Source organism: Pontibacter qinzhouensis, assembly GCF_008017455.1.
Classification (GTDB): Bacteria; Bacteroidota; Bacteroidia; order Cytophagales; family Hymenobacteraceae; genus Pontibacter; species Pontibacter qinzhouensis.
The window spans coordinates 1-17,216 of sequence record NZ_VRTY01000077.1 but is presented as its reverse complement, the minus strand read 5'-3'; the positions used below and the strand labels follow the sequence as shown (position 1 = coordinate 17,216).

Sequence of the window (17,216 nt, the reverse complement as noted above, 5' to 3'; positions counted from 1 at the left end):
TCAGGATCTGATGACAGAAGTGATTTCAGGTTATCCGGCACAACGTAGCTGAAGTGACATAGCAGCTACTGCCACATGAGCAGCAACAACAAAAGCCGCAGCTCCGGTAGGTGCTGCGGCTTTCGCTATTACAATAAGTTTTAATCTCGCTTCGCTTTGAGGAGCTTGCGCAGCTCGGCCAGTTCGTCGCGGTATTTGGCGGCCTGCAAAAAGTCGAGGTCTTTGGCGGCTGCTTCCATTTGCTTCTCTGTTTTCTTGATCAGCTTTTCCAGTTCGTCGCGCTTCATGGTTTGCACAATCGGCTCGGCCGCCAGCGATACTTCCTCCGGACCAACGTACATCTTCACTTCCCGCTTCTTCATATCGGCAACGGAAGTCTGGTCGTAAATTTCGTCTCTCGATTTAAGAATAGTACGCGGTGTAATACCGTGTTCTATGTTGTACGCCATCTGGGTGGCGCGGCGGCGGGTAGTCTCGTCGATGGCGCGCTGCATGGAACCGGTCATGCGGTCGGCGTACATAATTACCCGGCCCTCTGAATTACGGGCAGCGCGGCCCATGGTCTGAATGAGCGAGCGCTGGTCGCGTAGGAAACCTTCTTTGTCGGCATCCAGAATAGCTACCAGGCTTACCTCCGGCAGGTCCAGCCCCTCGCGGAGCAGGTTTACGCCTATCAGTACATCAATGTCGCCCATGCGCAGCTCCCGCAGTATCTCTACCCGGTCCAGTGTTTTTACTTCGGAGTGCAGGTATTTTACTTTTATGTTGAGGCGCTCCAGGTACTTGCACAATTCTTCCGACATACGCTTGGTCAGCGTGGTCACAAGTACCCGCTCCTTCCGCCTGATGCGCTCGTCTATCTCATCGAGCAGGTCGTCTACCTGGTTAGCGCTTGGCCGCACATCAATCTCAGGGTCGAGCAAACCGGTTGGCCTGATAATCTGCTCCACCACCACGCCTTCTGATTTCTGAATTTCGTAGTCGCCGGGTGTGGCGCTTACAAACACCACCTGGTGCATCACGCTCTCAAACTCATTAAAGGTAAGCGGGCGGTTGTCCATGGCAGCCGGGAGCCGGAAACCATACTCTACCAGCGCCACTTTGCGCGAGCGGTCGCCGCCCCACATGGCGCGCACCTGCGGTATGGTAACGTGGCTCTCGTCTATCACCATCAGGAAATCATCCGGAAAGTAATCGAGGAGGCAGAACGGTCGCGCTCCGGGAGACCGGCGGTCGAAGTAGCGGGAGTAGTTCTCAATGCCGGAGCAGTAGCCCAGTTCGCGAATCATTTCGAGGTCGAACTCGGTGCGCTCTTTTATACGCTTGGCTTCTACAGGCCGGTCTTCTTTCAGGAAGTACTCGTGCTGCGCCACCATGTCGTACTGTATTTCGTGTATGGCCTGGTTCAGGGTGTCTTTGCCGGTAACGAAGAGGTTCGCCGGGTAAAGGGTAATGGCCTGCTCATCAGACAGCTTTTTACCTGAAGCCGGATCGATGCGGTGAATCTGCTCCAGCTCATCGCCAAAGAAATAAAGGCGATAAGCAAAGTCAGCGTAAGCCGGATAAATATCAACGGTATCGCCTTTCACCCGGAATGTTCCACGTGTGAACTCTGCCTCGGTACGGCTGTAGAGGATCTGGACAAAGGTATAAAGCAGGTTGTTGCGACTAAACCGCTGCCCCGGTGCCAGGTGCAACACATTTTTACCAAACTCCTCGGGGTTGCCAATACCGTAGATACACGACACAGAGGCTACCACTATTACATCGCGCCTGCCCGAAAGCAGCGCAGAGGTAGTGTGCAGCCGCAGCTTCTCTATCTCCTCGTTTATGGCCAGGTCTTTTTCTATGAACACATCCGAAGAAGCAATGTAAGCCTCGGGCTGGTAGTAGTCGTAATACGATATGAAGTACTCAACGGCGTTGTTCGGGAAAAACTGCTTGAACTCACCGTATAGCTGTGCGGCCAGTGTTTTGTTGTGGCAAAGCACCAGTGTCGGCTTCTCTACGTTTTTAATAACATTGGCCATGGTAAAGGTCTTACCTGTACCGGTGGCACCCAGCAACACCTGCGCATGCTCCCCCCGGTTTAATCCTTCGGTAAGTTGGGCGATGGCTTTAGGCTGGTCGCCGGTTGGCTGAAATTCTGATGTTAGCTGAAAATTCATGCGTTGTTTTTACGGAATGTAAAGATACAGTATAACACCAAAAGGTGCAGGTAAGTTTAGCTTTTACTTAGTTTATGCTAAAATGAATAGCAAAAGCGGGTTAGAAGGTAATAAGAAGCGTCTCTACAGCAGGGTGGTGTGCGCTTCAATTATTCTAATGATTTTGCCCTCCAAAAGATTTTCTGCTCATTTTTAGTCAAGGCCTGTTGCCTTGTTGATCGGGTACAAAACAAAAAACTTGCCACGTAGCGGCAGGCTCTCCTGAACAACATTTGTCGCTAAATGTTTATAGGTTTAAGCTCCATCTTTTTTTGTGTTGATCTGAACCTGCCAGACGAGCGTCTTCTTCATCACACAAAAAAGCCTGTGAACCCTTGACTCTTTTTCGGCCAAAATGCTTCCGGAGGGCAAAATCATTGGAATAATTAATCGCTGGTGCTTCTCCAGTTATTAGTTAGAGTAAGAATTTAGTCACCACTTTAACGGCTCTGGACCCGGGCGTAGCTGACACGAGAGAGGACACGCGCACGATGCTCATTTTCTACTGGCCGTAGCGCGGCTGTTAAGTTGTAGCGGCACTAGCTCAGGCAACGGGCAAGCTTGCTCAGAAACGGGCTGCGCGCGAAGGCGAGGGGTTGGCCGGTTATATGTTCGTTTATCTGGCAGATTTGGGTGATGCGAACAGCAGGCAGCATAACAGCGTGTGTCTCGCAACGCGGACTATACTCGCTATTCAACTCAAGGGCTACTTCAATATGCAAACCACCTTTTTTATAAGCATCAGGCAGGTTATCTGTTGTTACGAAACCGCCATGAATCTGCCCTACAAAGCAGCCGCTTTGCTTTTCGGGGGTATAGTTGTCGTTGAGCAGGCGTAATACGTACCAACCTGTTTCACAGTCGGTGCCTACCACTTCTGCCTGAATGCAGGCGGTAGGCGCCGGAGCATCTTCTGTGCAACTGATTACCAGCAGCGACAGGCATAGGTAGAGAAGCGCGAGGTAAATAGTCGGTTTCATAGTTTTAGTTTGTACTAATGGCGCAAAAACGATTCATAAAGCAGCAGTTTATGTCGTAACGTTAGCCGATGCCGCTTTTGTAAGTTTGGCAACAGGCATAGTCATGGGAACACAGGTTTATAACCAGACAAGCGAATCGATCCTGATGCCGGCGTAGCAATCGTCCATGCAATCTTTGGGTACAAAGCCACACATTTGAAGCAAACCTGCCACATCTGTCTCGAAATAGATCGTATTTCTCTTTTTATCCACCACCAGGTAATCTTTAGCACAGCTTTGGTACAGGTCGTTTATGGTAAGCAGAGGTGCCCCACTTTCATGTGAGCCCAGGGTAGCCTGGTTTTCAACATAGGAGCCGATTACCTCCCGCTCCCCTGTTGTCTCATTTCTTGTATATGCCTTATAGGTTCTGCCAGTAACCGCGCCGTTCTCAACTGTTATTTTAGTTGTATTGCCAAAACCCGACCACGATACGAAGTTGACATGGTAGCTGTACGAATTACCTTGCTGCCCTCTAACCTCCTGCCACTTGCTTAAACTCTGCTTGTGGTGCACGTCGTACCCGTTTAAATCATCTTGCTGCTCGCATGCTACACAACATACAAGTAGCAGGGCTACAATAGCATATCGGAGATTTTTGTTCATGCAGATTTGGTTGTTTTAGCTGGCACTTACATGCTCCGGGTTTAACTTTATTTATCGGTACAGGTAGTAAGAGTCTGTGAATATGGCTTTAGGGTCCTGGCCCGTAAAAGAGTTTATGAGCACCATTTTAGAAGCTTTAATTTCTTTTACTTCGAACCGGCCTATCCAAGAACCTGAACTAAGCACGATGGTGCCCGGGTACATATTGTAGTTTACTTTATAGGCATTGCTGTACGACTTGTTGTAAGAGTCTAACCGAACCAGAAACGCACTATCGGCTTTAAACTCAAAGTAATCGGTTGCTTTGCCATCGTAGTTCTCGGTTGTGCAGTTACTGTCCCGGCAAAGTTTTGATTCGATGCGCTCTATGTTCCATTTACCTTGCACCGCTATCTTAACTTCTTCAGCCGCCAGTTCCGGCCGCACATCCTCTCCCTCTATACATCCCGAAAATGTAATACATAAAATAATGACCCAAAGAAGCCAGTAAGTAGTTTTTCTCATAGTAAGTGACGCAGCAAAGCTGGCGTTCGTTTAAGCTGATCGGTATTGGTTTTTGCCGCAACACCCGGCATTTTTCTTCTTCTTCTCAACAGCAGCTAAATAGCCGCACTTTTAAGTATTTACAGAAGCGCATACACCAGTAGTGCCAGCAACAGATACCAGCCAAGCAGCTTTATGTCGGCAGCCACAACCAGTGCAGAAAAGGAGTCGAATATAAGTTTCATGGCATTAATCGGCTTGTAAGGGTTAGCACCTTCTGTATCTATAAGATTCTGTTTTTAATGTATGGGTTGCAAGCGGTAAAATTAATTTCTTACTTTTTTTCCTGGCCCAGCAGGTACTGTACTCCCAGGTTTACACCAATAGAATAAGGCTTACCTTGTGGTGCCAGCGCCTGGTCTGGGTTAGCCAGCATAGAGCTTAAGTAGCTACGGAACTCAGGCCCTACCACCACCGACACCGATTCGGTTATCTGTTTACCTATGCCTGCCCCAATGTTACTTGAGAACTGCACTTTCCGGAATGGCGATACCTCACCGTTGTTATTGTTGTAGCTAAAATCAGGTACTTTGTCGGAGGTAGTCGTAATTTTACTTTCTGTCAGGAAGTTGGCGGCCAGCGCACCCGATGCATACCAGTGCCAGCCTCTGCTTCCAATTTTACCTTCGTACTGCAGCCCTATAGGCACCGTAATCTGGCGGTACTGGTAGTTAACATAAAACGGGTTAGTTTGCTCTACGGCTATAGAATCTGGTGAGAAACCATTGGTAAGCGATGGCATAAAGATAGTAGAAACCAGTTCGTAAGGCTCGCGAGTTGTAGGCTTAAACCAGAACTGCCTGAAAATAAAGCTCGTTTTGGTACGGGCCGAGTTCTGAATAAATCCAAGCCCCGACAGCAGCTTCAGCTTTTTGGTTAACCGGAAACCTGCGCGTACTTCCATGCCGTAAGAGAAGGCGGCATCAGTGTTGTCGTCGTACTCCTCACGTGCAGATTCCATGTTTCTGGCTGAAAAAGCATCGGCAGTCGGGCCGGCAGCTGCAAAGCTATTATGCATTACGGCTGGCATCATTTGTTCCGGCAAACCTATGTTCTGGTTAAAGTAAGATGGTCCGGATGCCATGCCTACACTCCAGCGGCTATTGCTGCCGGCACTGGCTATAGCCTGCTCTTTTTTAGTGGAGTTGCCGAGCGAGTTTTGCAGAGCCTCCTGCTTCTCGTCTTTTTTCAGCATGCTTTCGGCAGCTAGCGTTTTGTACTGAGTTTCGCCTAATCCCTCTATGTTCTTCGGTAGCAACAGGCCTTTTTCTTCCGGTAACCGCTGCCGCACCACCACCGACTGTTCTTTAGGTCTGTTGCCTTCTGTTTCTGCACTACCAGGCAGTTGTACCTGCTCCTGCGCATCGGCAGGTTGGTCTGTGCCTCCGGTAATAGCCAATGCTGGCAGGTCTTCTTTCTGCACCCCTGCATCTGGCTGGCTCACAGGAATGGCGCTGCCTGCAACTGCACGGTTTTTAGCAGGCACAGCCCCTATTGTGGCCGCAGCTAATCGGTTAGTGCTTTCGTCTGCTGCTGCAGAGCGATCTGTTGTGTTTGCCTCGGCTAGCGTACCTGCTGCTGCACTACCCGTCTGCGCCTGGTCAGAGAAGGTGCCTGGTGTTGGTGCTGCTTTGACTGGTGCTGTTGCCGGTGTGCTGCTGCTGCTGCTGCTGTTGGTAGCCATTTGCTGCTCTGCCGGGGCTACTGGCTGCGTTGCCTGGTTGCCAACCTGGTAATACAATAAAGCACCGGCCAGCATAAATAACACAAAGCAGGCGGCTGCCAACTGCCTGTACATGATAAACCGCTCTTTGTAGACGCGGCTTTCATTTACGGTCAGTTCATGGTCTATGCGCGACCAAAGGTCCGGAGCAGGCGAAACCTCAGCGTCTTGCATCCGGCTCCGGAACTGTTCTTCCAGCGATCCGCGCTCCTGTTTATTTGCTGATGACATGCTCTTTAAATTTATGATCCTGCCGTGCCAGCATATCCTGTAAGATAGCTCTGGCACGCGAGTATTGCGATTTTGAAGTTCCTTCCGAAATGCCCATCATTTCGCCAATTTCCTTGTGGTTATAACCTTCAATAGCATACAGGTTAAACACCATCTGGTAACGGGGGGCCAGGCTCTGGATCATGCCCATCAGTTCGTCCATGCTATAGCCCGTCAGGTTATAGGTTTCGGAGCTGATGCTGGCCACTTCTTCCGTTTCATGTGAAACTGTAAGCAGCGACTTTTGCCGCAGGTGCTTCAGAGCGGTGTTGACCATGATGCGCCTCACCCAGAACTCCAGCGGACAATCTCGCTTAAAGTTTTGTATGTTGGCAAACACCTTTATAAAACCCTCCTGCATAATATCCTCAGCCTCAAAGTTTGTAGGTGCGTACCGAAGACAGACTGCCATCATCTTTTTGGAGTAAAGGTCATAGAGGTTCCGCTGCATTTCCCGCTTGCCGGCAATGCACCCCTCAATGAGTTTTTCCTCGTCTGATTTTGGCTTGGTAAAAAGTTTCAAAAGCTGCCTTACTTACGACTTACACCCTTATGAGTACCAGATAAGCAAAAGGGTTGCAAGTGATTGAAAAAATATTTTATACGATTGGGCGGGATCTATGCTTTGGGGAGCATCTGTGGCAGGAACGTACAAATATAAAAATTTGCCAGCAATATTAGAATACCAGCCTTAGATTCAATTTAATATTTCTTTTAAGAATTATCCAACTTGCTGTGTGTACTTTATGAAAAGCCAAATGCTATGGCGCACAAGCTATTTCTCTTCAGATAAAATTTTCTGGCAATTTACAATATGAGCTTAAACACAAAAAAACCAGGCTCTACCGAAAGAACCTGGCTTTGTAAATTTAAAAGTAAGAAGATGTTTTCTGGCAATAAGCCGGTATTTAGAACTTTACAAAAATATGTTTATAAACAGCAGCTTGTAAAACAGAACAGCCACAATGGTGAAGCCAAGCATCCAGGTATAGCCGACAATGCGTTGCCCCTCGCCTACTTCTTCTTTGTTCATTTTCTCATAGGCATGTAAACGCGCTTCATCTATTACATTTTTTGAGAGCATTTGCCACGAAAGGCTTAAGCCCAGCGCCACTACCACCACATCATCAAGGAAGCCAAATAAAACGGTAAGGTCCGGAATAAGGTCTATAGGGCTAATGGCATAGCCAATAACAAAGGCCAGCAAAAGCCGGACAGGCCATTTTACGCGCTGGTCGCGGTACGATAAGTATATAGCGTAGATGGAGGTATTGAATTCCTGCGTCTTTATTTTAAATGTGTCGAGGTGCGTCATAAGGTTGCCTGCTTTGTTATAGGTACGCAGAAAGCAGAGCAAAGTGTTGCAAAAGACGCTTTTTAGTTAAGAGTTAAAAGTTTAGGTTGATAGCTTATTTGCCCACCTTAAAGTTTGCTCTCCCCACAACAACATTTCAGCCATTTAACAATCAACAGCCAAATTATTCTAATAAAAAATGCCTTCCAAAGGGTTTTGAGGCCATTTAGTGTCAAGGGTTGCTTTTAGCTGTTCCAGATGGCCCAGGCGGCTTCAGCTTGTTTGTAAAGCATGGCTAGTCCGTTTTCTGTGGCAGCACCGGCTTCTGCTCCTTTTTTCATGAACAGGGTTTGTTCCGGGTTGTATACAAGGTCATAGAGGTAGTGCTGCGGCGTAAGCAGGTGGTATGGCAGTGGCGGGCAGGCTTCGGTGGCCGGGTACATGCCAAGTGGCGTGGTGTTGATAATGAGTTTGTGGCTGCTAAGCGTGGTGGCATCCAGGTCTTTGTAGTCTATGGCTGAGGCTGTGGCTGTTCTTGAAACTTCGGTGTAGCCAATACCCAACGCCCTGAGAGCGGCTAGTACAGCTTTGGCAGCACCGCCTGTACCCAGCACCAGCGCCTTCGCCTCCTGCTGCACCGGATAAAACTCCTCGAGTGTTTGTTTAAACCCAATGTAGTCGGTGTTGTAGCCAACGGTTTTTCCATTTTCTACCCGAATGGTGTTTATAGCGCCAATAGAAGCGGCAGCGGCATCTAACTCATCAAGAAAAGGAATTATGACTTCTTTGTAGGGCACCGTTACGTTTAGCCCCACCAGCTCCGGCTCCCGCATGAGCAGCTCCGGGAACTCCGTTATCTGGTCCAGTTCGTACAGGTTGTACACAGCGCCCTGTATGCCCTCGCGCTCAAACTTTTCGGTAAAAAACCGTTTCGAAAAAGAGTGGCCCAACTTGCGACCGATTAACCCGAATTTTCTCATGTTACGTTCTGCTTTACCTGCTAACAACACCCTGCTTCACTTACACCTCTTCGGTATTATCGGCAGTTACACGGTCTATAAGATAAACTATCAAAAACCCGAAAATAGCCAGCAACACGCCATAGAGCAAATACGGCTCCTGCCCTGTTAGCTGCAGGTACTCTGTAGGCAGCACATTTTCCTGCACCAGCGGCTTTACCACACCATGGCGGTCGGTATAGGTCTCGATGGTTTCTTTCCAGGGCCAGACTTTGTTTAAAGAGCCTAGCATAAAGCCGGTAAGCAGGGCCACCGTTACGTTGTGGTAGTGCTTGAGCATCCAGTTCAGCACATGCGAAAAAGCAAGTATACCGGTAAGACAGCCCAAGGCAAAGGTGGCGACCACATCTATCCGGAGTTCTTTAACGGCATTCAGAATAAACTCGTATTTGGCCAGCAGCACCAGCAAAAAGCTACCCGATATGCCTGGCAGAATCATGGCGCAAATGGCAATGGCCCCCGACAGGAAAATAAACCAGTAGGCCTCGGGTGTCTGTGTTGGCGACATAACGGTAACAAAATACGCTACCACTGTACCGATTATGCCTGCCAGGATAACGCCAGCGCTCCAACGGGTTATTTTTTTGCTTACTACCACTACAGAGGCCACAATCAGCCCGAAGAAAAACGCCCACAACATTTCGGGATAGGCCTCGAGCAAAAACAGGATGAGCCGCGACAAAGAAGCCACAGAGAAAAGTATACCCGCCAGCAGCACTACCAAGAAAGTACCGTTAATGTGTTTCCAGAAACCAGCAAGGTTAAACTTGAGAAGTAAACGCACAGCTTCTCCGTTTACAGAACGAATAGAGTTTAGCAGCTCCTCATAAATGCCCGTAATAAAAGCAATGGTTCCGCCCGACACACCCGGCACCACATCGGCAGCACCCATTATGGCGCCTTTCGAGAAAAGTAACAGATGGTCTTTGAGGGTTCTGCTTTGAGTTTCGGGGTGTTTACTTTCTTTTAATGATGATGGATTTGCCATATATGCCGGGCGTTAAGCCTGTTTTAATTTATTTCTCTGATCGAAATAAAGCCTCTTTTGCATGTTCCGGCTACAGCCAAAGTATGCCAAAAGCGGCCTTACAATTATTTGAATGAAAATAGCCTTCAGAAGAATTTTGCTCCATTTGTTGCCAAGGGTCGTGTTTAAGAGTGAGTCTAACCCTAACTGCAAGGCAGCTAAAAACTTAAAAAAGCTCTAAAAAAAATTGCCCGCCAACATTCCGACGAGCAATTTATACTTTTATAATGAAATATTATAACCAGGCAGCTTTTGGAGCCCGGCAGTTAAATATCTAAAAATTGGGAAAAAGTGTCGCCACGCAATCCTAACCGAATGGTTTCGAGCGGTACTACTTCGCTTGGCGCAATATTACCGAGGTTTACGTTTGTTCCTAGCAGCTTTATAAACCACACCTGCTGTGCTTTCTGAGGCGCTTCCCACAGAATTTTCTCAAATGGCACCTTTGTCAGGATCTCCTCCACCAGGCCGCTTCTTACTTCTCCGGTAGATCGGAAAAGGCCAACGTTACCTCCTTCGCGTGCTTCGCCAATTACCTTCCAGGCACCGGCGTCCAGCTCCTTCTGCATCAGGTTAATCCACATGTAAGGCGGAATAATCTTGGCATCGTCCTTAGACCCTACCTCCGACAGCACGGTTACCTGCTCGGCCAGTGTGCTAATGTACTCGCACTTTTTATCATGATCCATCTCCAGCGACCCGTCCGACACCTCGGCAAAGGTCATGTTGTATTTGTCGAGCACCCGGCGGTAATCGTCGAACTGGTTCCGGATAACAAATGCCTCGAAAAGAGTACCTCCAAAGTAAACAGGAATTCCGGCTGCTTTAAAAACATCCAGCTTCTTCTGCAGGTTAGGCACTACGTACGACGTAGCCCAGCCCAGTTTTACGATATCAACATACTCACCGGCTACTTCTATAAAGTCTTCTACTTCACGAATGCTCAGGCCTTTGTCCATTGCCATGGTAAAACCCCTCTCGCGAGGTTTCGGCTCGCGCTGCGGCACGTTATTAAGGGTATAATTCATTGAGTTTTATTTGCGGTACTGGTCAATTAATCTGGCTAAGGCACGCTGCGACTCCAGCTCCGGGAAGAACTCGAACAGCAATTTGTGTTTATTAAAATCCAAAATTAAACCATTTTCCAAATAATTGTACGCTTCCTTGTATTTTCCTGCAGAAAGCATGTAGGCGCAGGCCCTGTAATATAGCTCTGCTTCGTCTGGTTGCAGTTCTATGGCGTTTAAAATAATATCGGTGGCCTCCTCAAAGTTACCTTGTTCAAACAATATAATCGACCAGTTCAGGTAAATGTCCTTGTCGCCGGGCTGAATTTCGGCGGCCCGCTCGTAACTCTCCAGCGCCGACACCACATGCCCCACATGGTACTCGGCTGCAGCCAGTGCCACCCAGTAGTCTACGCTGTCTTCGTAAAGCTCCACTGCCTTCTTAAAGAAATGAATAGCCTCGTACCACTTGCCCTGCGCATCCAGTATAATGCCAATTCCGAACCAGGCTTCGTCCATGGTCTGGTCGAGGTCAATGGACTTCTGGTAATACCGCCGCGACAGGTCCCACTGGCTCAGCTTCTCGTAGCACTCGCCAATGTTGCAATACACCTCTGCCGAGGGCGAACCGTGCTCCAGCATCGCGTTAAAGGCCTCAATGGCTTTTGTGTACTCACCCAGAAACACATAGGCGTTGGCCATGTTGTTGTAAGCAGTAATAAAGTCGGGCTTTATAATGGTGGAGTAGTCGTAGGCGGCAATGGCTTTGTCGTAGTTGCCCAGTTTGTTGTACACGTTGCCCAGGTTAAACCAGGCCACATACGAATACGGGTCGGCATCTACGAACTCCTGGAAAAAAGGAAGCTCCTCGCGCATGCTGCCCGTAATCTCCATGCAATATACCACCTCCTGCATCGCCGCTTCGTTCTCCACGTTCAGGGCAATGCACTTCTTGTAGTACTTTATTGCCGATGTAAACTTACCCCAGGTCTGGTAGGCCAGGCCAATGTTAAAGTAGATGTCGTCGCGGTCTTCGGCAAAGGCCAGGGCTTTTTTAAACTGGTCTATGGCATCGCGGTAGTCGCCACGCTGGGTAAAAATAATGCCACGGGTCAGGAACACATCCGGGTTCTGCAGTTCTACTTCGGCTACCTGCTCAATAAGCGTAAGCGCCTCGTCGAAACTACCGGACATAGCCAGCAATTGCGCCTTGTCTATGAGCAGTTCATTCGAGAATGGGTACTGGGCAAGAGCAGAGTCGCAGGCGAGAATAGCCTTTTTATAGTCGAAATTGGCCGTATAGTGGTCAATTATATATTCAAAATCATTGAGGTCGAAAAAAGCAGTTTCACTACTTCCCAGCATCTGTTCGAACCGCTGTATCAGTTCAAGTTCCTCGCTGTGTTCATCAAAGTTTTCTTTCATCTCCAAAATCCAACAAGCTACCAGGCATGGCAGCCTTTTTCATATTACATTTTAAGCTAGCAAATAGTTTAGAGAGCCTCTGCTGTTTCAGAGCGCTTACCGGCCAGCAACAACTGGCTACAGCACCAGGCAATGGTCTCCCCCAACGGCCTGAACTCCATGGCTATGGCTTGTCTTATTTTTTCGTTGCTAAACAAATGGCTTTTGCCAGATACCCGTGCTGTATCTTTGGTGATTAAGGGCCTCCTGCCGGTAACCTTGGCAAGGACATGTTCAAAACGCCAAACGACCTCTGCCAGGGCAGGAATTACTTTACGAGATGGAGCCTTTTTGCCAAAGCAATATGCTACCTGCTCAAAAAAAAGTTTGTACTCCATCTGTTTTGCATTTAATATAAATCTTTCTCCTGATATTTCCGAGAACGTAAGTTTAATCATGGCCTCCACCACATCGCGCACATCTACAAAATTGGCGCTGCCAATGGTGTAAAACGGTTTTTCATCAAAAACATATTTAAACAGGCGGGTGCTGCTGCGGTTCCAATCGGCTGGTCCCAACACAACCGAAGGGTTTACGACAACAGCCTTTAGCCCCTCTGCCACACCACGCCATACTTCCAGCTCCCCAAAGTATTTAGAGCTGGCATAAGCCGAGTGTTCTTCAGCCTGGTCCCATTTGTTTTTCTCAGATAGCACGGGGGCGGTTTTGGACCGCCCTATTGCGGCAATGGAGCTGACGTGGCAAAGTTTTATGTTACCGGCTTCGAGGCAGGCATCTACTATGGTAGCAGTTCCTTCTACATTAACCTGTTTCAGCAGTTCCTCGTCCTGCGGAGCATACGACACCAGCCCGGCACAATGAAAAACGTACTGCACCCCCTGGAGCACCTCCTGCAAAAGGCTGGGGTCCAGTATGTCGCCTTGTAGCCAGTTAACTTTTTCGGAGCCTGGCAACTGGGGCACCTGCCCTCTATAGAGCGCCTTTACCTGATGACCCTGCGCCAACAAGGCCGAAATTAAATAGCTGCCGAGCAGGCCACTACCACCTGTCACAAATACCGTCATAGCCTAAAAATACAAGGGAGTGCTTAAAGTTGGTTATTACGCAGCTTTAGTGCCAACGCCTTATGAATATACTTGCAGTTCATTACTTTTTGCAAGGAGGTAATATGTTTGATGGCATGGGCATCTGTTCCCAGAAAATCTACCATGCCGTCGTCTACGAGCTTTTCGGCAGTGGCGCGGGCAGCACCGGAGTAATAGCCAACCAGCGAGTTCATGTTTATCTGGAAGAGCACGCCTTTTTCGCGCAGCGCCACCAGCTCCTTGTATTTGCCGCTAAAGTAAGTGTAGCGCTCCGGGTGCGCCAGCACCGGCCTATAGCCCTGCGTACGCATCAGGAACACAGCCTCGTTCAGGTTAAGCGGCTCGTTCAGGAAAGAAGTCTCGAACAGCAGGTAATTATCGCCAAACGTGAGCAGCTCCTCTTTCGACTCCAGTTTTTTAATGAAGCCTTCGTCGAGGTAATGTTCTGCTGCACAGGCAAGCTCCATGTCTATTTTGGCTTCTGCCACAGCATCTTGCAATACTCTAAGCTTTTTTCTGATACCAGCGGGTGTGTTCTTATAAAAGTCACTCATGATATGGGGTGTCATGATCAGCTTTCGGTACCCCAATGCCTGCATTGCCCTCACCAGCTCAAGCGACTGTTCCAGACTTTCTGCACCGTCGTCGAGTCCGGGTAAAATATGAGAATGCATATCTACTTCGAGGCAAGCCAACGAAGCTTCTTCCACAGCAGCACCAAACAAATCTTTTAAAAACTGTATCATGTAACAATATTAGTGTAACAACACCCGCAAGACCTGCTTAAGACCATTAAAGAAATTTATTTATTGCGCTGTAAACAGGTTCAGACCATGCTTAAATTTCAATCTTCGCGCTGCAAAAACGAATTTTAAACAGGGTCTTATGTAGTACCTAAACTTTCTATATGTTTTAACTTTCCGGGCCGCATGCCTGCAACCAGCAGCCTGTTTTGCCAGTTTGCTCAGCAATCAGATTTCAGATCAAAAACAAATTCCAGACCAAAACTCAGGTTGTTACTATTACGCAAATATATGTGTAATATATCGCAATTATAGCGTTTGACAAAATTAGAGAACGTCAGCAGCAGCTAATTAACCTGCCACTTCGGCATATTAACGGCTCCTTCAGCAGCTTCTTCTTTAAATAGAAGTTTAAGCAGATTTAGTTAAATTTCAAAACGGCTAAACATGCAACTGCCGCAAACCGTTATATACGCGACTTACTGTTTACTTATGCTACCTTTTTAAAGAGTACATTGAATTTAACTCTATAAACAAGTCGGCATTTGGCTTGTTCAATCAGCAAGTCCTATGTATTCAGAAGCTTACACACTACCTCTAAAATAAACTACAATCAGGAAAAAATGGAATTATCGACGACAGAAAATCAGCGCATGATTGCTGACATGATCCGGGACTTCGGCACCAAACACATTCGTCCGTTTATGCGCGAGTGGGACGAGAGCCAGGAGTTTCCGGTAGAAGTGTTTAAAAAGCTGGGGGAGCTGGGGCTGATGGGGGTGCTGGTGCCCACCGCGTATGGCGGCTCAGGCTTTGGCTACCTGGAGTATGTAACCGCTATTGCCGAGCTGTCGAAAATAGATGGCTCCATCGGTCTTTCTATGGCGGCCCATAACTCGCTCTGCACCGGGCATATTCTGCAATTCGCCAACGAAGCTCAGAAACAGAAATACCTGCCCAAACTCGCCACTGCCGAATGGATAGGCGCCTGGGGCCTGACAGAACCTAACACTGGCTCTGATGCCGGTAACATGCGTACCGTGGCAGTTAAAAATGGCGACTACTGGGTTATTAATGGCGCTAAGAACTTTATAACGCATGGTAAATCGGGGCAGGTGGCGGTGGTGATTGTGCGCACCGGCGAAACAGGTGACTCTCGTGGCATGACGGCCTTTATCATTGAAAAGGGCACGCCCGGGTTTAGCGCTGGCCGAAAAGAAGATAAAATGGGTATGCGCGCCTCCGAAACCACAGAACTCGTGTTTCAGGATTGCCGCGTGCACCACGACCAGGTGCTTGGCCAGGTGGGTGAAGGCTTTATACAGGCCATGAAAGTACTTGATGGCGGCCGTATCTCTATTGCAGCCCTCTCTCTTGGTATTGCGCAGGGGGCTTTTGAGGCCGCACTGGCTTACTCGCAGGAGCGGCAGCAGTTTAATAAGCCTATTTCCTCGTTTCAGGGTATTTCGTTTAAGCTCGCCGACATGGCCACCGAAATAGAAGCGGCCTCGTTGCTAACTTACCAGGCAGCCGACATGAAAAACCGGGGGCTCGATGTAAACAAACAATCGGCGATGGCAAAATATTATGCCTCTGAGGTAGCAGTGCGTGCCGCTAACGAAGCGCTACAGATTTTCGGTGGCTACGGGTTTACAAAAGACTATCCGGCCGAAAAGTTTTACCGCGATGCCAAACTCTGCACTATAGGCGAAGGAACCAGCGAAATACAGAAGCTTGTGATTGCTAGAGCCATTTTGAAGTAACCTTTTCGGGCAAATAAACGTCAGGATATAGTTCAGGCTGGCGTCTTTGGTGCGGCCTGAGAGACTATTTAGCCAGGTTGTGTAAAATATTTTGCCAATCTATTGATTTTTAAGTAAAACCTTGCGTAAATTTGCAACCCTAATATCTGAAGAAGAAACAAAAAAATATGATTATTGTAAACGTAAAAGACAACGAGTCAGTAGACCGCGCTCTGAAGAGATTTAAGAAGAAATTTGAAAGAACTGGAGTTCTTAAAGAACTGAGAGCAAGGACTTTCTTTGAAAAACCATCTGTTTCTAAAAGAAAGCAGAAAGAAAGAGCGAAATATAAGCAAACGCTTTTCGCTCAAGATAACTACTAGTCTTTACTGGTACTACAGATATTTTTCCATAAATTAGTGTACTGCCCAGCACACTAATTTATGGATTTATTTTTTAAGTACCTGGAGTATGAGAAGCGCTACAGCCCTCATACACTAACATCTTACCACACAGACCTTGGTCAGTTTGCAGACTACCTGCAAGAGGTGTATCAGATTTCTGATGCTGCCGAGGCTGACCATGCCATTATCCGGTCGTGGCTCCTTTCTTTGGTGCAACGACACCTGGAGGCCCGCTCTATTAACCGTAAAATTGCCTGCCTCCGCTCCTACTATAGATTTCTGTTGTCGCAGCAGCGCATACAGGTAAACCCCATGCTTCGTATTAAAGCACCGAAGGCCTCTAAAAAGCTGCCTGGCTTTGTACTGGAGCAACCATTTAACAACCTGCTCGATACTTTTGAATTTGAGGAAACCTTTGAGGGTTACCGCGACAAGCTCATTCTGGAGTTTTTGTACGGTACCGGCATACGACTTGCCGAGCTTATTGGCGTAGAGCACGCCGATCTAAACATGCATGCCCGCACTGTTCGGGTTTTAGGCAAAGGCAACAAAGAGCGCATTATCCCAATCAACGATTCGCTGCACGCTACTATAGAATTATATTTGGTTGCTAAGAAAACAGAAGTAGCAGATAACAATTCCGAAAAGCTGCTCGTTACTACTAAGGCACGCCCTCTATATCCGAAGTTTGTATACCGTGTTGTAAAGAAATACATTAGCTTGATCACTACTTCAGACCATAATAGCCCCCATACGCTCCGGCACTCATTCGCGACGCACCTTTTAAATAAGGGCGCTGACCTGAATGCTATAAAGGATTTACTCGGGCATGCCAGCCTTGCCGCTACGCAGGTTTATACTCATAATTCTATTGAGAAGCTTAAATCGATTTTCGAGAAAGCTCATCCTAAGGCATAAGTTAAACTTTTAATTTTTATAACTATGAAGCTACAGATGCATTCCATCCATTTCGATGCTGACACTCAGCTGACCGAATTTGTGACTCAGAAAGTGAACAAACTAGAAACATTTTACGACCGCATTGTGGAAGGTGAAGTGTTTCTGAAGCATAATAATAGCGACGGCAACGACACGAAAACTG

At 47.8% G+C, this 17,216-nt stretch carries 17 protein-coding genes; 4 read left to right on the top strand and 13 right to left on the bottom strand.

The window, feature by feature from the left end; all coding sequences use genetic code 11:
- Positions 1-140: 140 nt before the first annotated feature.
- The 13 genes from uvrB to FVR03_RS17520 form a co-directional block, all read right to left on the bottom strand.
- Positions 141-2,168: an excinuclease ABC subunit UvrB gene (uvrB, locus tag FVR03_RS17580; protein ID WP_147923078.1), complete on the bottom strand. Its 2,028-nt coding sequence runs from the start codon at positions 2,166-2,168 to the stop codon at positions 141-143.
- A 578-nt stretch (positions 2,169-2,746) separates the two neighbouring features.
- Positions 2,747-3,187, bottom strand: a complete 441-nt coding sequence (locus FVR03_RS17575) for a hypothetical protein (RefSeq protein ID WP_147923077.1) — start codon at positions 3,185-3,187, stop codon at positions 2,747-2,749.
- A 117-nt stretch (positions 3,188-3,304) separates the two neighbouring features.
- Positions 3,305-3,832, bottom strand: coding sequence for a hypothetical protein (locus FVR03_RS17570; RefSeq protein ID WP_147923076.1), 528 nt, complete (start codon positions 3,830-3,832; stop codon positions 3,305-3,307).
- Between the two features lie 51 nt (positions 3,833-3,883).
- On the bottom strand, positions 3,884-4,336 hold the full coding sequence (locus FVR03_RS17565; protein ID WP_147923075.1) for a lipocalin family protein: 453 nt from the start codon (positions 4,334-4,336) through the stop codon (positions 3,884-3,886).
- Between the two features lie 313 nt (positions 4,337-4,649).
- Positions 4,650-6,329, bottom strand: coding sequence for a porin family protein (locus FVR03_RS17560; protein WP_147923074.1), 1,680 nt, complete (start codon positions 6,327-6,329; stop codon positions 4,650-4,652).
- The gene (locus FVR03_RS17555; RefSeq protein WP_147923073.1) at positions 6,313-6,891 is read right to left on the bottom strand and encodes an RNA polymerase sigma factor; all 579 of its coding nucleotides are present in this window, start codon (positions 6,889-6,891) and stop codon (positions 6,313-6,315) included. The genes FVR03_RS17560 and FVR03_RS17555 overlap by 17 nt, the downstream gene beginning before the upstream one ends.
- A gap of 393 nt (positions 6,892-7,284) precedes the next feature.
- Positions 7,285-7,683, bottom strand: coding sequence for a YkvA family protein (locus tag FVR03_RS17550; RefSeq protein WP_147923072.1), 399 nt, complete (start codon positions 7,681-7,683; stop codon positions 7,285-7,287).
- A gap of 224 nt (positions 7,684-7,907) precedes the next feature.
- Positions 7,908-8,642, bottom strand: a complete 735-nt coding sequence (locus FVR03_RS17545; RefSeq protein WP_147923071.1) for a shikimate dehydrogenase family protein — start codon at positions 8,640-8,642, stop codon at positions 7,908-7,910.
- Positions 8,643-8,682: 40 nt separating this feature from the next.
- A complete protein-coding gene (locus tag FVR03_RS17540; protein ID WP_222707259.1) occupies positions 8,683-9,669 on the bottom strand; it encodes a polyprenyl-phosphate transporter in 987 nt (328 codons plus the stop codon).
- Positions 9,670-9,974: 305 nt separating this feature from the next.
- Entirely contained in the window at positions 9,975-10,736 is a 762-nt protein-coding gene (locus FVR03_RS17535; RefSeq protein WP_147923070.1) for a phosphosulfolactate synthase, read from the bottom strand.
- Between the two features lie 6 nt (positions 10,737-10,742).
- Entirely contained in the window at positions 10,743-12,140 is a 1,398-nt protein-coding gene (locus FVR03_RS17530) for a tetratricopeptide repeat protein (protein ID WP_147923069.1), read from the bottom strand.
- 68 nt (positions 12,141-12,208) lie between these two features.
- Positions 12,209-13,204 (bottom strand): NAD-dependent epimerase/dehydratase family protein, encoded by a 996-nt coding sequence (locus FVR03_RS17525; RefSeq protein ID WP_147923068.1) that lies wholly within the window; start codon positions 13,202-13,204, stop codon positions 12,209-12,211.
- Positions 13,205-13,227: 23 nt separating this feature from the next.
- The gene (locus tag FVR03_RS17520; protein WP_147923067.1) at positions 13,228-13,971 is read right to left on the bottom strand and encodes a tyrosine-protein phosphatase; all 744 of its coding nucleotides are present in this window, start codon (positions 13,969-13,971) and stop codon (positions 13,228-13,230) included.
- A 620-nt stretch (positions 13,972-14,591) separates the two neighbouring features.
- On the opposite strand from FVR03_RS17520, the gene FVR03_RS17515 reads away from it, so the two are divergent.
- The 4 genes from FVR03_RS17515 to FVR03_RS25015 form a co-directional block, all read left to right on the top strand.
- On the top strand, positions 14,592-15,731 hold the full coding sequence (locus tag FVR03_RS17515; protein ID WP_147923066.1) for an acyl-CoA dehydrogenase family protein: 1,140 nt from the start codon (positions 14,592-14,594) through the stop codon (positions 15,729-15,731).
- A 167-nt stretch (positions 15,732-15,898) separates the two neighbouring features.
- Positions 15,899-16,093, top strand: a complete 195-nt coding sequence (gene rpsU / locus FVR03_RS17510; protein WP_147923065.1) for a 30S ribosomal protein S21 — start codon at positions 15,899-15,901, stop codon at positions 16,091-16,093.
- 60 nt (positions 16,094-16,153) lie between these two features.
- The gene (locus FVR03_RS17505; protein ID WP_147923064.1) at positions 16,154-17,032 is read left to right on the top strand and encodes a tyrosine-type recombinase/integrase; all 879 of its coding nucleotides are present in this window, start codon (positions 16,154-16,156) and stop codon (positions 17,030-17,032) included.
- A gap of 24 nt (positions 17,033-17,056) precedes the next feature.
- Positions 17,057-17,216 (top strand): HPF/RaiA family ribosome-associated protein (locus FVR03_RS25015; RefSeq protein ID WP_147923063.1); only part of this gene is annotated, 160 nt, incomplete at its 3' end.

What these genes read in the sequence shown, in the direction of transcription:
- uvrB (WP_147923078.1), bottom strand. Translation starts at nt 2,168, where the DNA reads ATGAATTTTCAGCTAACATCAGAATTTCAGCCAACCGGCGACCAGCCT.
- FVR03_RS17575 (WP_147923077.1), bottom strand. Translation starts at nt 3,187, where the DNA reads ATGAAACCGACTATTTACCTCGCGCTTCTCTACCTATGCCTGTCGCTG.
- FVR03_RS17570 (WP_147923076.1), bottom strand. Translation starts at nt 3,832, where the DNA reads ATGAACAAAAATCTCCGATATGCTATTGTAGCCCTGCTACTTGTATGT.
- FVR03_RS17565 (WP_147923075.1), bottom strand. Translation starts at nt 4,336, where the DNA reads ATGAGAAAAACTACTTACTGGCTTCTTTGGGTCATTATTTTATGTATT.
- FVR03_RS17560 (WP_147923074.1), bottom strand. Translation starts at nt 6,329, where the DNA reads ATGTCATCAGCAAATAAACAGGAGCGCGGATCGCTGGAAGAACAGTTC.
- FVR03_RS17550 (WP_147923072.1), bottom strand. Translation starts at nt 7,683, where the DNA reads ATGACGCACCTCGACACATTTAAAATAAAGACGCAGGAATTCAATACC.
- FVR03_RS17545 (WP_147923071.1), bottom strand. Translation starts at nt 8,642, where the DNA reads ATGAGAAAATTCGGGTTAATCGGTCGCAAGTTGGGCCACTCTTTTTCG.
- FVR03_RS17540 (WP_222707259.1), bottom strand. Translation starts at nt 9,669, where the DNA reads ATGGCAAATCCATCATCATTAAAAGAAAGTAAACACCCCGAAACTCAA.
- FVR03_RS17535 (WP_147923070.1), bottom strand. Translation starts at nt 10,736, where the DNA reads ATGAATTATACCCTTAATAACGTGCCGCAGCGCGAGCCGAAACCTCGC.
- FVR03_RS17530 (WP_147923069.1), bottom strand. Translation starts at nt 12,140, where the DNA reads ATGAAAGAAAACTTTGATGAACACAGCGAGGAACTTGAACTGATACAG.
- FVR03_RS17525 (WP_147923068.1), bottom strand. Translation starts at nt 13,204, where the DNA reads ATGACGGTATTTGTGACAGGTGGTAGTGGCCTGCTCGGCAGCTATTTA.
- FVR03_RS17520 (WP_147923067.1), bottom strand. Translation starts at nt 13,971, where the DNA reads ATGATACAGTTTTTAAAAGATTTGTTTGGTGCTGCTGTGGAAGAAGCT.
- FVR03_RS17515 (WP_147923066.1), top strand. Translation starts at nt 14,592, where the DNA reads ATGGAATTATCGACGACAGAAAATCAGCGCATGATTGCTGACATGATC.
- rpsU (WP_147923065.1), top strand. Translation starts at nt 15,899, where the DNA reads ATGATTATTGTAAACGTAAAAGACAACGAGTCAGTAGACCGCGCTCTG.
- FVR03_RS17505 (WP_147923064.1), top strand. Translation starts at nt 16,154, where the DNA reads ATGGATTTATTTTTTAAGTACCTGGAGTATGAGAAGCGCTACAGCCCT.